The organism is Nocardioides sp. NPDC087217, assembly GCF_044744805.1.
Taxonomy (GTDB): domain Bacteria; phylum Actinomycetota; class Actinomycetes; order Propionibacteriales; family Nocardioidaceae; genus Nocardioides.
The window spans coordinates 86,343-99,728 of the sequence record NZ_JBIUZB010000009.1; the positions used below are offsets into that span (position 1 = coordinate 86,343).

The following is a 13,386-nucleotide window of genomic DNA, read 5'->3' on the forward strand; positions in this document are numbered from 1 at the left end:
AGGGAAGAGGGAATTACGCCCTGTTTGCGGAGCTGACGCCGAATTACCCCTGTTGGCGTAGGTAACGACCGAAGTGAGGGACAGTGAACGCGATCCGGCCGCGTTCGCCGGAGTAGATCAGCCCCTTCTTCATCAGCGCGTCGCGGGCAGGGGAGAGCGACTGCGGCTTCTTGTTGAGGAAGGCGGCGACGTCAGCGGTGGCGACGGTGCCGATGTCGTCGGCACCGAGCTCGACGGCGGCGTCGGCCATCGCTCGTAGGTAGTCCCGCTCCGCGGGGGTGGCGCGCTCGTAGCGCGAGCCGAAGAAGCCGACCGCCAGCTCGCGCTCGGCCTCGGGGGCGGCGACCTTCACGTCCTCGACGGTGATCGGGGAGCGGGGCGCCTGGTCCCACACGGTCTTGCCGTAGGCCTGGATGAAGTAGGGGTAGCCGCCGGTGGCGGCGTACATCTCCGCGAGGGCGTCGGGCTCGAACTCGGCCTCCTCCTCGCCGGCGGGAGCGGCGAGGGCGCGATCGGCGGCCTCCCGCTCGAGGCGGTCGATGCGCTGGTAGGAGAAGAGCCGCTCGGAGTAGGACTTGCTCGCCGAGAGCACGGCCGGCAGGTGCGGCAGGCCGGCGCCGACGACGATCACCGGCAGCCCCGACTGGCTGATCTCGTGGCAGGCCGCGCACATCGCGGAGACGTCGTCGGGGCCGAGGTCCTGCATCTCGTCGATGAAGACGCCGACGCCCTTGCCGACATCGGCGGCGAGCCCGCCGACGTCGGTGAGCAGCTCGACCAGGTCGATCTCTACGTCGCCGGAGTCGGCCCGGCCCCGCACCGCCGGCGCCTCGATGCCGGGGGACCACTGCTCTCGCAGCTTGGCGTTGGGACCGGCCTCCCGCTGGGCGAAGGAGCGGATCACGCCGAGCACGTGGTCGACGTCGTCAGAGCTCGGATGACCCAGCTCACGCACCGCCTGGTGCAGGGCGCTCGACAGCGGCCGGCGCAGCGACTGGTCAGGGCGAGCCTCCATCTTCCCGGTGCCCCAGCCCTTGCGGACCGCAGCGGACCGCAGCGTGTTGAGCAGGACCGTCTTGCCGACGCCGCGGAGCCCGGTGAGCACCAGCGACCGCTCCGGGCGACCGCGCGCCACGCGCTCCAGCACCACGTCGAACTGCCCGAGCTGCTCGTTACGACCAGCGAGCTCAGGGGGCCGCTGACCGGCGCCAGGAGCGTACGGATTGCGGATGGGGTCCATGATCAGACGATATCCACATCTCTAGGACGCGTCTTAGATTTGGCTAGCGAGCCACATCTTTCACGAGCGTAGGCCTCTATTCGCCTTTCTAGGATGAACCTTAGAAAGGCGCAGACTCTCACATCGACCGCTATCGTCGAACGCGTGTTCGACTGTAGCGGGATTTCCTCCCCTTGCGCAAGCCTGACGATCTAGACTCGCGGCATGCCGGAACTCCCCGAGGTGGAAGCGCTCGCCGAGGACCTGCGCGGGCGCCTCGACGGCCGCGCGATCACGAAGGTGCACGTCGCGCAGTTCAGCGCACTGAAGACGTACGATCCGCCGCTGACCGCGGTCGAGGGCACGCTCATCGACAACGTGACCCGCCACGGCAAGTTCATCGACATCGAGGCGAGCGGCGTCCATCTCGTGCTGCACCTGGCCCGCGGCGGTTGGATCAGGTGGCGTGACGAGATCCCGGCGGCACCGCCCCGGCCAGGGTCGAAGTCGGGGCTGGCGATCCGGGTCGTGCTCGACGACGACACCGGGCTGGACATCACCGAGGGCGGCACCAAGAAGCGCCTGGCGCTCTACGTCGTCCACGATCCGCAGGACGTCCCGGGCGTCGCCTCGCTAGGCCCCGACCCGCTGGCCGACGACTTCACGCTGGCTCGTTTCCGCGAGATCCTCGCAGGTCAGGGCCGCAAGCAGATCAAGGGCGTGCTGCGGATGCAGTCGATCATCGCGGGCATCGGCAACGCCTACTCCGACGAGATCCTGTGGGCGGCGAAGATGTCGCCGTTCAAGCCCGCCGAAATGACCGAGGAGGAGTCGGAGAGCCTCTACAACGCGCTGCGGACGACCCTGCAGGAGGCCGTCGAGCGCGACTCCGGCCTGGCGATGAGCGAACTGAAGGGCGAGAAGAAGTCCAACCTCGCCGTGCACGGCAAGGCCGGCAAGAAGTGCCCGGCCTGTGGTTCCACGATCCTCGAGGTCAGTTTCGCCGACTCGAGCCTGCAGTACTGTCCCACCTGTCAGACCGGCGGGAAGCCGCTCGCCGATCGCCGGATGTCCCGGCTCCTCAAGTAGGATTGACGGGTGACCATCCCCACCGTCGAGATCGCTGGCGTGCCCGATCCCCTGCCCGTGGCCGTCCTGGACGTCCGTGAGCACGACGAGTGGGCAGCGGGCCACATCGAGGGCGCGACCCACATCCCGCTCCAGGAGCTCCCGGCGCGCCTCGGTGAGCTTCCCGAGGGCCAGACCCTGGTGGTCTGCAAGGTCGGCGGACGCAGCGCCCAGGCGGTCAACTACCTCGCCCAGCAGGGCTTCGAGGTCGTCAACCTCGCCGGCGGGATGCTCGACTGGGCCGCCGCCGGGCGGCCGATGGTCAGCGAGACCGGCGCCGAGGCGTACGTCCTCTAGGACTCCCGCTAGGACTCGGCCGGAGGGCCGCCGAACGCCTCCGGGAGCGGCAGCCTGAGCGCCTTCTCCAGGCGGTCGAGGTAGTCGTTGCGACCCACCTCGACGACGCCGAGCGAGGCCAGATGGTCGGTGCGCCACTGCACGTCCAGGATCCGCTGGTCGATCGACCCCGCCTCGCGCAGCGCCGAGACGAGCCCGACCAGGGCGACCTTGGACGCGTCTCGGACACGGTGGAACATCGACTCTCCTGCGAAGAGACCGCCGATCGCGACCCCGTAGAGCCCGCCGACCAGGCGATCGTCCTGCCACGCCTCGACCGAGTGCGCCCAGCCCAGCTCGTGCAGGTCGCCGTAGGCCCGGCGGATCCGCTTGTCGATCCAGCCGTGGGGCCGGCGCGGGTCGGCGCACGAGGCCACCACCTGGTCGAAGCTGGTGTCGATCCTGATCTCGAAGTCCCGCACGGACCTGCGCAGGGACCGCGAGACGACGAGCCCGTCCAGCGGAAGTACGCCGCGCCTGACCGGCGAGAACCACATCATCGGATCACGCGGGGACTCCCCGGGCATCGGGAAGATCCCGTGCCGGTACGCAGCCAGGAGTGTCCCGGGCGCGACGTCCGCACCCATCCCCACCAGATCGTCCAGATCGGCCCCGCCATGGCCCTCACCTGGGTCCCGGAGGTCGGCGAAGGCCCACGGCGAGGGCTCGGGTTCGATCGGTCCCCGAAGATTCGCCACGGCGAAACGTTATCGCCCCGTACGGCGCCAACCACCACACACTTAAGATTTGCCTCATGATCGGTCCCAAGGCAGTGCTCACCAGTGCGGCTGGCCGGCTCGCACCCAAGGTCATCCAGTCCGCTCCTGGCGTGACCACCACCGTGGTCCGGCAGGCGCTGCACCACGCGATCGTCGGGGTCGGCCCGCTCCCGGCAGCGGCCGCGGCCGCCGAGAAGCACCTCAAGGACCACGACAACGACGTCGAGCTCGCGGTCAAGCACGTCATCGACAACCACGTGCGGCTGGCCGGTGTCGGTGGCTTCGCGACCAACATCGGCGGTCTCGTCACCCAGGCGATCACGCTCCCGGCCAACATCACCGGGATGGCCATCATCCAGTGCCGCATGGTGGCCGCGATCGCGCATCTCCGTGGTTACGACCTGACCGATCCTCGCGTGCGCAACGCCATCCTGCTCACCCTCCTGAGCGAGGAGAAGGTCGGCAAGTGGATCCAGGAGAAGAGGATCCCCGCCCCGCCGATGGCCATCGCGACCGCTCCGACCTACGACCGCGCGATCGATGCCATCGTCGCCTCGGAGGTGGCCCAGGAGCTGCTCAGCCGGGTCACCGGCAGAGGCATGATCTCCATGGCCGCCAAGCGGATCCCGCTGGTCGGCGGTGTCGTCGGTGGAGGGGCTGATGGGTGGATGACCTACCAGATCGGTCGCTACGCCTCGCGCGAGCTGCTGCCGCGTCACCCCGACGCCGGCTGAGCCCGGCTCACAGGAACTTCACAGGTCCGTCCAACGTTCCTCTGAGCACGGAACTCCACACTGTTGGTGTCCGCTTGGGAGGAGCACAGATGACCGTCGACACGACGTGCGCCCCGATCAGCCCGGCCCGCGCTGCCGGGGTCGAGGTGAGACCTCACCTGCTCCTCCTGGGCGGCGTACCCGGCGCCGGCAAGAGCACGCTGATCCGCGACGTGGCCGCCCGGCGTCCCGACGTACGCGCCCTCGACCCGGAGACCCCGGGGCGCTGGCTCGCGGCACGGATGCCGGAGGTGCCCTACCGCCTGTACCGGCCGCTGGTGCACCTGTGGCACGCGATCGCGACCCTGATCCTGGTCCTGCTCGGCCCGACCCCCGGTCGCCCCACGCTCCTCGTCCACGATCCGGCCACCCGGCCCGGCCGGCGCGAGCTGCTCGGGCGGATCGCCCACGCCCGCGGCTGGCGTACGTCGTTGGTCATGATCGATGTGCCGCGCGTCGCGGCGATCGACGGCCAGCACGAGCGCGGCCGGATGGTCCGTACGGAGTCCTTCGAGCGCCACTGGCACCGCTGGACCGACGACCAGCCCCGGCTCCTGACCGCGGCGACCTTCGGTGACGCCGACGGCTCCTGGGACCGGGTGCACGTCTTCGACCGTGCCCGGGCCGCGGGACGGCTCGAGGCGATCCTCTAGCGGCGGATGAGGCGGTAGACCTTCAGGATCGCGCGACCCCACCAGCGCCGCTCGAGACCCTCGCGGGCGCGCTGCTTCGGCACCAGCGACCGGGTGTGCTCCAGCTCGGCGCGCAGCTCACCGACCTCGTCCTCCAGCCGGGCCTCGGACTTGCGCAGCCGGATGGCCTCCTGGAGCAGCGCGTCGATGGTCGCGACGCCGGCGTCGAGGACCTCGCGCGAGGAGATGGTGTCCGGGTCGATGAACGGCTTGTCCGCCAGGTCAGCAGGGACCAGCAGCTCCTCCAGCCCACCGACGACGTCGTAGCCGCGTCCCGACAGCGCCTTGACCCAGCTCTCGGAGAGCGACTCGACCCACGGCAGGATCGAGGGTGAGAGCGCAAGGCGGGCGGAATCGCGGCGCTTGGCCAGCGTGCGGTGGGCCAGGAACTCGCGTACGAAAGGCCGGTAGTCGGCCGGCTCGAGCACCGGCACGACCGCCAGGTTGATCTCGCGGAGCAGCGCCGCCTCGGGCACACCGAGGGACGGGTTGCCTCGGTCGATCCCCTCGAAGTCGATGGTCAGGTCGTCGAGGCCGAAGGCGGTCGAGAACCGCTCCCACAGCAGCGACGAGGACGACCCCGGCGGCGGGACGGTGATCAGGTGGACGCGCTCGGGCGCGATGCCCTGGGTCCACCGGTCGAGGATGTCGGGCAGCTCCTGGACGCCCCAGAACCACGATCCGATCCGGCCCTCGCGGGCGGGGTCGCGGATCTCGTCGAGGAACTCGGCGTAGGTCACGACCGAGCGGTGCTTGACGTTCTCCTGCCACTCGGCCGGGATCTGCCGGGCCAGGTCGCGCGCGGAGAGCATGATGTGGATCTCGGAGTCGCCCAGCGAGTCCAGCGCGTGCTTGGCCTGCTGCCAGGACGCGCTCGCCAGGATCTCGTGGGAGATGATCACGGTGCCGTTCTCGACCGAGCGCACCTTCTCCGCGAGTGCGTCCCAGGCGCCGGTCGCCTCCTCCTCGATGCCGCCCCAGGGCAGGTCCATCAGGTCGAGGGCCGCCAGGAAGTGGGCGTCGAAGCGGTCGGCGAAGTAGTGGACTCCCTGCTCGGCGAGGGACTCCCGGTTGTGGAAGAGGACGTCTTGAAGATAGGACGTGCCCGTCTTCGGGGTGCCGACATGAAGCAGCACGCGCCGCCCAGTCTCCAACGTTCTACTCCTCTAGGAACGCCCCGCCAGCAATGACAACGCGAGCGCCAGCGCCCGGCGCTCGTCGGGACCCTGCGTCGCCGCCCCCGAGGGGAGCAGCCGGTCAGGGTCTCCGTGGAGAGCGTATCCGGCTTGGACCAATGCATCACGTTGGGCCCGCGCCTGTGTTTCGAGCCAAGGCAAACTTTCCGCGGGAACGCCGACCTCCCGGGCATCCGGAACGAGTGGTTCGAGCTTTTCCAACCGCGGTCGCAGCCGGTCGACCAGCAGCTTTCGCTGGGTCTCGAGATCGGTTCGTACGCTGAGCACCTGCCCGATCACGCGAGCGACCTCATTGCCCTCGGCCGAGATCGGCCAGGGGCCGGGCAGGCTGTCCACGCCGAGCAGGCCGGGCAGCAGGGCGGGATCGGTGACGATCTCGACGCGGTCCTTCCCGACCCGCCGGGCCCACCAGCGGGCGATCCTGGGCAGATCGGCACGGGGGCCGAGCCAGCCGCGCCACTGCGCGTCACGGATCCAGATGTGCCAGGGGTTGACCCGGTTGGTGAAGGTGCGGAACTTCCACGCACCAGCGGCGACCTCGTCCAGCGGGCCGCCGAGGACATAGACGGTGTAGCCATCGGCGCCGGGCAGCCTTCCCTGCCGCTCCAGCTCCTCGCGGATGGGCAGCGTGAGCCACGGCGAACCGACCAGGCGATAGGGGAGCTTCTCCTGCGCAGGCTCCGATCTCTTGGGCCGGCGCGACCACCTTCGCGGACGCCGCACGGGCGCCGTCTCCACGGTGGCGAGCAGGTCCTCGGCGAGCAGCACGCTCGCCGCTCTCAGCAGCTCCCGCGCCGACAGCGTCGCCGGATCAACCGGCAGCGGGCCGTACGTCCTCGTCTCGGTGTCCCCGTGCAGCGGAAGGTCGCGGCGGCCTCTGCCGGGCGGGCTCGTACGCAGCAGGGCATCGACCCGATCAGGCTCGGACGGGCCTGTCTCGTTGAGCCGCCGCAACAGCTCGAGCATCTCGGCACCCGGCAGGTGGTCGGTCGTGAAGGGCGTGGCGGGCTCGGACCAGGCTGCCCACGGAGTCGTACCGCCCTCGCGCAGGTGCGCGGCCCAACCCCAACCCCTGGTGGGTGCAGCTGGCATCAGGAGCGTCGCCCCTTGACCCGCCGCATCAGGCTGGCGGCGCGGGAGGCGACAGGGCGCTGGGGCGGGTCGGTGCGCGCGGCCTCGACGACGACCGCGACCAGCGCGTCGATCGCCGCGTCGGCGACGTCCTTGGTGCGCGGCGCGTCCGGGTCGATCCACTCGACGTCGGCGTCGGGTCGCTGCGGGCGGAGGTCTTCGAGGTCACCGGCGATGTCGACCTTGGCGAGCTCGGCCCACTCGATCCACGAGTCGGCGACCTGGTCGGCCCAGTCGAAGGCGGTCGGCGGCATGGTGACCCGTTCGCGACCGTCGCGGTGGGCGAGGGTGCGCTTGGCGATCACCTCGGTGACCATGTGGCGGTAGTCCTCGCGGGGGAGCTCCTGCGACTCGAGCCGCGCGTTGAGCCGGCGCAGCAGCGTCGCCTCGGCGCGGCCGAGCGACTGGTTGTGGCGGTCGCTGTCGATCGGGGTCCAGGACTCCTCGATCCCGACCACCTCGCAGAACCGGCGCCAGAGCACCTCGCTCGGCGCCCCGTCGTGCGGCACGGTGACCAGGTGCACGCGCTCGGGCGGCAGGTTGCGCCCCCATCGGCTGAGCACGTCGGGCAGGCCGTGCGTACGCCAGAACCAGGCGGCCGAGCGCGACTGCTTCGCCGTCTGCATCCGCTCGAGGTAGCGCGCGAAGGTGACCTTGCGCTCGCGCTGCACCTGGTCCTGCCACTCCGCCGCCAGCACGCGCGCGATGTCGCGGGCGGTGTAGACGATGTGCACCTCGGTGCGTCCGCCCTCGCCGAGGTCGGTCATCGCCTTCTCGACCCGGTCGGGCCGGGCCCCGGCGAAGAGGTGGTGACTGATCAGGATCGTCTCGGACTCGTCACGGCGCACCCGTTTGACCAGCGTGTCCCACTCGCCGTGGACGGTCTTCCTCATCCCGCCCCACGGACGGTCGATCAGGTCGAGCGCCGGCCGGAAGAAGTCGGGCTGGCCGCCGACCGGGTAGAAGACGCCATGCTTCTCCAGGGACACCCGGTTGTGGAACAACCTGTCCTGGAGGTACGTCGTGCCCGTCTTCGGAGCGCCGACGTGGAGGAAGACTTTGCGCGCCATGATCCCGCTATTCTGCACCAAGTTAGTAGAGATTGTCGCGGCGGTCCGTCTTTTGTCACCCGGCCGTCACTCTTGGATGCAGTCTAGGGCGTGCCTCCAGCTAGGACCGCAAGGCACGTACGACGGCCGAGGGACTCGGCCTGCCGAGGTGTCCGGCGAGCCAGCTGCTCGTGTCGGCGACCTTGTCGAGATCGACACCGTGCTCGATCCCCAGGCCGTCGAGCATCCAGAGCAGGTCCTCGGTGGCCAGGTTGCCCGTGGCTGACTTGGCATAGGGGCAGCCGCCCAGGCCGCCCGCGCTGGCGTCGTAGGTCGTCACCCCGGACTGGAGGCCGGCGAGGGTGTTGGCCAGGGCCTGGCCGTACGTGTCGTGGAAGTGCAGCGCGAGCCGGTCGGTCGTGACGCCTTCTTCCTTGAACGCTCCGATCAATGCCTTCACGTGCCCGGCGGTCGCGACGCCGATCGTGTCCCCGAGGCTGAGCTCGTCGGCGCCGAGATCCAGGAGCCGCTTGCCCGCCTCGACCACCTTCGCGATCTCGACCTGGCCCTCCCAGGGGTCACCGAAGCACATGCTGAGGTAGCCGCGGACGGTCATGCCCTCGGCCCTCGCGCGGCTCATCGTCGGCTCGAACATCGCCCACTGGCCGTCGAAGGTCTGGTTGAGGTTCTTGTTGGCGAACGTCTCCGTCGCGCTGCCGAAGATCGCGATGTGCTTTAGCCCGAGCTCGAGGGCACGGTCGAGGCCCTTCTCGTTGGGGACCAGCACCGGAAGCTCTCTGGCCCTGTCCCCGAGCCGGTCGACCAGCTCTTCCATCAGCTGTTTCGCGTCCGCCAGCTGCGGCACCCACTTCGGGTGCACGAAGCTCGTCGCCTCCACCGGACTCAGCCCGGCATCGAGCAGCCGGGTGATCAGGTCGGCCTTGACGCCGGTGTCGATCGCCGTCTTCTCGTTCTGGAGGCCGTCACGCGCACCGACCTCGTAGATCGTGACCCTGCTGGGCAGGTTGTCGTGGCGTACGACTGCGGGGAGATCAGTCATCGGCCGACTCCACCACGAACAGCTCGGAGCCGAGGGGGACCTGGGATCCCGCTGACGCACCGACGACGGTGACCGTGCCGGCGAACGGGGCCTTGAGGGAGACCTCCATCTTCATCGCCTCCATGACTCCGAGGACCTGGCCCTCCTCGACCTGGTCGCCGGCCTGGACGCGTACGTCGATGACGGTGCCGGGCATCTTGGCCTCGACGGCACCGTCGCTGTGGTGGGCGGCGGCGCCGGCGACGCGGTCGGGCGGGGAGAAGTCGAAGCGGTGTCCTTGGTGGACGATCTCGGCGAGGCCGGGCTGGACGTTGATGGCCGCCCAGTGGCGTACGCCGTCGACGATGGCCACGAGGACGTGGTCGGCCGCGCTGATCTGCCGGACGAGGTGGGTGTCCACGCGGCCGGAGGGGCGGTCGACGGTGACGCTGCGGTCGAGGTCGACGATGGTCGGCGCCGGTGAGCCGGCGAGGCGCCAGCCGTCGGCGCGGAACGGCGTCGTGGTGTCCGACGCCGCCGACAGCATCGCGCTGACCCAGGCGACGAGAGCGCGCGGGACCTCGGGGTCGGGAGCGGGCACCTCGTTGCGGTCGAGCCAGGCGGTGTCGATCTCCGCGTCGCGGAAGGCGTCGGAGGCGGCCAGTACGCGCAGGAAGCCGGTGTTGGTGGTCAGGCCGAGGACTGCCGTCGCGTCGAGGGCCTTGACCATCGCCGTACGGGCCTCCTCGCGGTCGGCGCCGCGCACGATGACCTTGGCGAGCATCGGGTCGTAGGCGGTGCTGACCACCTGCTCGCTCTCCAGGGCGTGCTCCACTCGAGCGCTCTCGGGCCAGCGCACGATCGAGGTCCGGCCGGCTTGCGGGAGGAAGCCCTCGAAGGCGTCCTCCGCGTAGACCCGGACCTCGATGGCGTGACCGTCGATGCGTACGTCGTCCTGGGCGATGCCCAGCGGCTCACCCGCAGCGACCCGGAGCTGGAGCGCGACGAGATCGGCGGCGGCCCCGTTGATGCGGACCGCCTCCTCGGTGACCGGGTGCTCGACCTGGAGACGGGTGTTCATCTCCAGGAAGTACGCCTCGCCTGACGCCTCATCGAGGAGGAACTCGACCGTCCCGGCACCGGTGTAGTCGACCTGGCGAGCGAGCGCGACGGCGCTGGTCAGGACCAGATTCCGTTGCTCGTCGGTGAGCGTCGGGGCGGGCGCCTCCTCGATCACCTTCTGGTGGCGGCGCTGGACCGAGCAGTCGCGCTCGAAGAGGTGGATGACGTTGCCGTGGGTGTCGCCGAAGACCTGCACCTCGATGTGGCGGCCCCGCTCGACGTACTTCTCGATCAGCAGGGTCTCGTCGCCGAACGCGCTCAGCGCCTCGCGGGCGGCCGCGGCGCGAGCCTCGTCCAGCTCCTCGGGCGAGCGGACGATCCGCATGCCCTTGCCGCCACCACCCGCCGCGGCCTTGACCAGCAGCGGGTAGGGGCTGTCCTCGCCCCGCGGAACCACAGGTACGCCGGCGGCGACCGCGATCTCCCGGGCCGCGTCCTTGCGGCCCATCTGCTCGATCACCTCGGGCGTCGGGCCGACCCAGGTCAGCCCCGCCTTCGCCACCGCGCGTGCGAACTCCGCCCGCTCGGAGAGGAAGCCGTAGCCCGGATGGATCGCCGCGGCGTCCGCCGAGACAGCGGCCGCGACCACCGCGTCGGCGTCGAGATAGGACGCGACCTCGACGGCCTCGTCGGCGTCGCGTACGTGGGGCGCGTCCGCGTCGAGGGCGGTGTAGATCGCGACCGTGCGGATCCCCAGCTCACGACACGTGCGGAAGACGCGTCGCGCGATCTCGCCGCGGTTGGCGACCAGAACACTCTCGAACATCCCAGACTCAAACATCCCAGTCACATCCTGAAGATTCCGTAGCGGGGCTCGGGGGTCGGCGCGTTCGCCGCCACCGCGAGACCCATCGCCAGCACCCGTCGGGTGTCGGCGGGGTCGATGATGCCGTCATCCCACAGGCGCGCGGTGGCGTAGTAGGGAGAGCCCTGGGTCTCGTACTGGTCCCGGATCGGCGCCTTGAACTCCTCGTCGTCCGGCTTGCCGGCGACCGTCGCGAGCACCGATGCGGCCTGCTCGCCGCCCATGACCGAGATCCGCGCGTTGGGCCACATCCACAGGAATCTCGGGTCGTACGCACGCCCGCACATGCCGTAGTTGCCGGCGCCGTAGGACCCGCCGATGACGACGGTGAACTTCGGGACCACGGAGCAGGCGACCGCGGTGACGAGCTTGGCGCCGTCGCGGGCGATGCCCTTGTTCTCGTACTCCTTGCCGACCATGAACCCGGTGATGTTCTGCAGGAACACCAGCGGGATGCCGCGCTGGTTGCACAGCTCCACGAAGTGGGCACCCTTCAGCGCCGACTCGGAGAAGAGGATGCCGTTGTTGGCCACGATGCCGACCGGCTGCCCCTCGATGTGGGCGAAGCCGCAGACCAGCGTCTCGCCGTAGAGCGCCTTGAACTCCTGCAGCTTGGACCCGTCGACGATGCGGCGGATCACCTCGCGTACGTCATAGGGGGTCTTCGTGTCGGCGGGCACCACGTCGGCGAGGGTCTCGGGGGACTCGACCGGCTCGTCGTACGTCGTCGTCCGCGTCTCCTGCTCAGGCAGGGTCGAGACGATCCCGCGGACGATCTCGAGCGCGTGCTTGTCGTCGTCGGCCAGGTGGTCGACGACACCCGACTTGGTCGCGTGGACTAGCCCGCCGCCGAGCTCCTCCGCGGTGACCTCCTCACCCGTGGCCGCCTTCACCAGCGGCGGCCCGCCGAGGAAGATCGTGCCCTGGTCGCGGACGATCACGGTCTCGTCGCTCATCGCCGGCACGTAGGCGCCCCCGGCGGTGCACGAGCCCATCACGGAGGCGATCTGCGGGATCCCGCGCGCGGACATGTTGGCCTGGTTGAAGAAGATCCGCCCGAAGTGCTCGCGGTCGGGGAAGACCTCGTCTTGCTTGGGCAGGAACGCGCCGCCGGAGTCGACGAGGTAGATGCACGGGAGGTTGTTCTCGGCCGCGATCGTCTGCGCTCGCAGGTGCTTCTTGACCGTCAGCGGGTAGTACGTGCCACCCTTCACGGTCGCGTCGTTGGCCACGATCATGCACTTGCGGCCGGCGACGAGGCCGATCCCGGCGACCACCCCCGCCGACGGCACCGCCCACTCGTCGCCGTCGTCGTACATCCCGTACGCCGCCAGCGGACTCACCTCCAGGAACGGTGACCCGGGGTCGAGGAGACCGTCCACCCGGTCGCGCGGGAGCAGCTTCCCGCGGTCGGTGTGCCGTTGCCGGGAGCGTTCGCTCCCCCCTTGCCGTACGCGCTCGAGCCGCTCTCGCAGCTCGAGCGTCAGCTCGCGCAGATTCGACGCCATGGGACCGAGGTTAACGTTCATTAACCTCGGGTGACAAGCCCCACACCGAAGTCACCCGCGCCGGGACGACTCGACGGCTACTCCGCGAGGGCTCCGCGGGCCATCTTGGTAAGCACGGCGCGGGTCGCTTCCTCGGGGAGAACCCGGTTGTGAGGGGTGGAGTTGATGAGGCCGAAGACGGCGTGGGCCATCGCCCGGGCACTGTCGAGGGCCAGCGCCGGGTTGCGGTCGCGGAGCTGGTCGGCCCAGAGGTCGACGTACTTCCGCTGCAGGGTGCGCACCTGCTCGCGCGCCTCGTGCGGGAGCGACTCCCAGTCGCGCTCCTGGACGACGATCAGGGCCCGGTCGCGCAGTGCGAAGTCGACGTGCCAGTCGATCAGCGCCTCGATGGCCTCATCGGTGCTCGACGCGCCCTTCACCCGGACGCGTCCTTCGCGGAGCAGCTCCTGGGAGATCGAGACGAGCATCTCGGCGAGCATCGCGTCCTTGCTCGGGAAGTGCTTGTAGAGCGCCGGGCCGGAGATGCCGCAGGCGGCGCCGAGCTCGGAGACGGAGACTCCGTGGAAGCCGCGGGCCGCGAAGAGCTCGGCCGCGGTGTCCAGGATCTGCTCGCGCCTGGTCTTCGTCGGGGCCGAGGTCATTGCACGAGGTTATCGCGTGAGCTCCGGA

General features: G+C 70.0%; 13 protein-coding genes. 4 read left to right on the forward strand and 9 right to left on the reverse strand.

The window, feature by feature from the left end; all coding sequences use genetic code 11:
• Positions 1-43: 43 nt before the first annotated feature.
• A complete protein-coding gene (locus tag ACIO3S_RS27085) occupies positions 44-1,240 on the reverse strand; it encodes an AAA family ATPase (RefSeq protein ID WP_400469277.1) in 1,197 nt (398 codons plus the stop codon).
• A gap of 204 nt (positions 1,241-1,444) precedes the next feature.
• On the opposite strand from ACIO3S_RS27085, the gene ACIO3S_RS27090 reads away from it, so the two are divergent.
• Together ACIO3S_RS27090 and ACIO3S_RS27095 are read left to right on the forward strand one after the other, a co-directional pair.
• Positions 1,445-2,308 carry an Fpg/Nei family DNA glycosylase gene (locus tag ACIO3S_RS27090; protein WP_400469280.1) on the forward strand — a complete coding sequence of 288 codons (864 nt, stop codon included), beginning with the start codon at positions 1,445-1,447 and terminating at the stop codon, positions 2,306-2,308.
• Between the two features lie 9 nt (positions 2,309-2,317).
• Positions 2,318-2,644, forward strand: coding sequence for a rhodanese-like domain-containing protein (locus ACIO3S_RS27095; protein ID WP_160025962.1), 327 nt, complete (start codon positions 2,318-2,320; stop codon positions 2,642-2,644).
• An 8-nt stretch (positions 2,645-2,652) separates the two neighbouring features.
• On the opposite strand, the gene aat is transcribed toward ACIO3S_RS27095, so the two are convergent.
• Positions 2,653-3,381 (reverse strand): leucyl/phenylalanyl-tRNA--protein transferase, encoded by a 729-nt coding sequence (gene aat, locus ACIO3S_RS27100; protein WP_400469283.1) that lies wholly within the window; start codon positions 3,379-3,381, stop codon positions 2,653-2,655.
• 56 nt (positions 3,382-3,437) lie between these two features.
• Here aat and ACIO3S_RS27105 point away from each other — a divergent pair, with 56 nt between their 5' ends.
• Entirely contained in the window at positions 3,438-4,136 is a 699-nt protein-coding gene (locus ACIO3S_RS27105) for an EcsC family protein (RefSeq protein WP_400469286.1), read from the forward strand.
• Between the two features lie 89 nt (positions 4,137-4,225).
• Positions 4,226-4,828: an AAA family ATPase gene (locus tag ACIO3S_RS27110; protein WP_400469289.1), complete on the forward strand. Its 603-nt coding sequence runs from the start codon at positions 4,226-4,228 to the stop codon at positions 4,826-4,828.
• Here the strand turns inward: ACIO3S_RS27110 and ACIO3S_RS27115 are convergent.
• The 7 genes from ACIO3S_RS27115 to ACIO3S_RS27145 all read right to left on the reverse strand — a co-directional run bounded on the left by ACIO3S_RS27115 (position 4,825) and on the right by ACIO3S_RS27145 (position 13,358).
• On the reverse strand, positions 4,825-6,021 hold the full coding sequence (locus ACIO3S_RS27115; RefSeq protein WP_400469292.1) for a hypothetical protein: 1,197 nt from the start codon (positions 6,019-6,021) through the stop codon (positions 4,825-4,827). The two genes, ACIO3S_RS27110 and ACIO3S_RS27115, sit on opposite strands and share 4 nt — an antisense overlap.
• Before the next feature lie 12 nt (positions 6,022-6,033).
• Positions 6,034-7,155: a hypothetical protein gene (locus ACIO3S_RS27120; protein ID WP_400469295.1), complete on the reverse strand. Its 1,122-nt coding sequence runs from the start codon at positions 7,153-7,155 to the stop codon at positions 6,034-6,036.
• Positions 7,155-8,264 carry a hypothetical protein gene (locus ACIO3S_RS27125; RefSeq protein ID WP_400469298.1) on the reverse strand — a complete coding sequence of 370 codons (1,110 nt, stop codon included), beginning with the start codon at positions 8,262-8,264 and terminating at the stop codon, positions 7,155-7,157. Before ACIO3S_RS27125 ends, ACIO3S_RS27120 begins: the two co-directional genes overlap by 1 nt.
• Positions 8,265-8,364: 100 nt before the next feature.
• Positions 8,365-9,303 carry a hydroxymethylglutaryl-CoA lyase gene (locus ACIO3S_RS27130; protein ID WP_400469301.1) on the reverse strand — a complete coding sequence of 313 codons (939 nt, stop codon included), beginning with the start codon at positions 9,301-9,303 and terminating at the stop codon, positions 8,365-8,367.
• Positions 9,296-11,170 carry an acetyl/propionyl/methylcrotonyl-CoA carboxylase subunit alpha gene (locus ACIO3S_RS27135; protein ID WP_400469304.1) on the reverse strand — a complete coding sequence of 625 codons (1,875 nt, stop codon included), beginning with the start codon at positions 11,168-11,170 and terminating at the stop codon, positions 9,296-9,298. Before ACIO3S_RS27135 ends, ACIO3S_RS27130 begins: the two co-directional genes overlap by 8 nt.
• Positions 11,171-11,190: 20 nt before the next feature.
• Entirely contained in the window at positions 11,191-12,717 is a 1,527-nt protein-coding gene (locus tag ACIO3S_RS27140; protein ID WP_160025970.1) for a carboxyl transferase domain-containing protein, read from the reverse strand.
• A gap of 77 nt (positions 12,718-12,794) precedes the next feature.
• A complete protein-coding gene (locus ACIO3S_RS27145) occupies positions 12,795-13,358 on the reverse strand; it encodes a TetR/AcrR family transcriptional regulator (RefSeq protein ID WP_400469308.1) in 564 nt (187 codons plus the stop codon).
• Positions 13,359-13,386: the final 28 nt, after the last annotated feature.

What these genes read in the sequence shown, in the direction of transcription:
- ACIO3S_RS27085 (WP_400469277.1), bottom strand. Translation starts at nt 1,240, where the DNA reads ATGGACCCCATCCGCAATCCGTACGCTCCTGGCGCCGGTCAGCGGCCC.
- ACIO3S_RS27090 (WP_400469280.1), top strand. Translation starts at nt 1,445, where the DNA reads ATGCCGGAACTCCCCGAGGTGGAAGCGCTCGCCGAGGACCTGCGCGGG.
- ACIO3S_RS27105 (WP_400469286.1), top strand. Translation starts at nt 3,438, where the DNA reads ATGATCGGTCCCAAGGCAGTGCTCACCAGTGCGGCTGGCCGGCTCGCA.
- ACIO3S_RS27110 (WP_400469289.1), top strand. Translation starts at nt 4,226, where the DNA reads ATGACCGTCGACACGACGTGCGCCCCGATCAGCCCGGCCCGCGCTGCC.
- ACIO3S_RS27120 (WP_400469295.1), bottom strand. Translation starts at nt 7,155, where the DNA reads ATGCCAGCTGCACCCACCAGGGGTTGGGGTTGGGCCGCGCACCTGCGC.
- ACIO3S_RS27125 (WP_400469298.1), bottom strand. Translation starts at nt 8,264, where the DNA reads ATGGCGCGCAAAGTCTTCCTCCACGTCGGCGCTCCGAAGACGGGCACG.
- ACIO3S_RS27130 (WP_400469301.1), bottom strand. Translation starts at nt 9,303, where the DNA reads ATGACTGATCTCCCCGCAGTCGTACGCCACGACAACCTGCCCAGCAGG.
- ACIO3S_RS27135 (WP_400469304.1), bottom strand. Translation starts at nt 11,170, where the DNA reads ATGTTCGAGAGTGTTCTGGTCGCCAACCGCGGCGAGATCGCGCGACGC.
- ACIO3S_RS27140 (WP_160025970.1), bottom strand. Translation starts at nt 12,717, where the DNA reads ATGGCGTCGAATCTGCGCGAGCTGACGCTCGAGCTGCGAGAGCGGCTC.
- ACIO3S_RS27145 (WP_400469308.1), bottom strand. Translation starts at nt 13,358, where the DNA reads ATGACCTCGGCCCCGACGAAGACCAGGCGCGAGCAGATCCTGGACACC.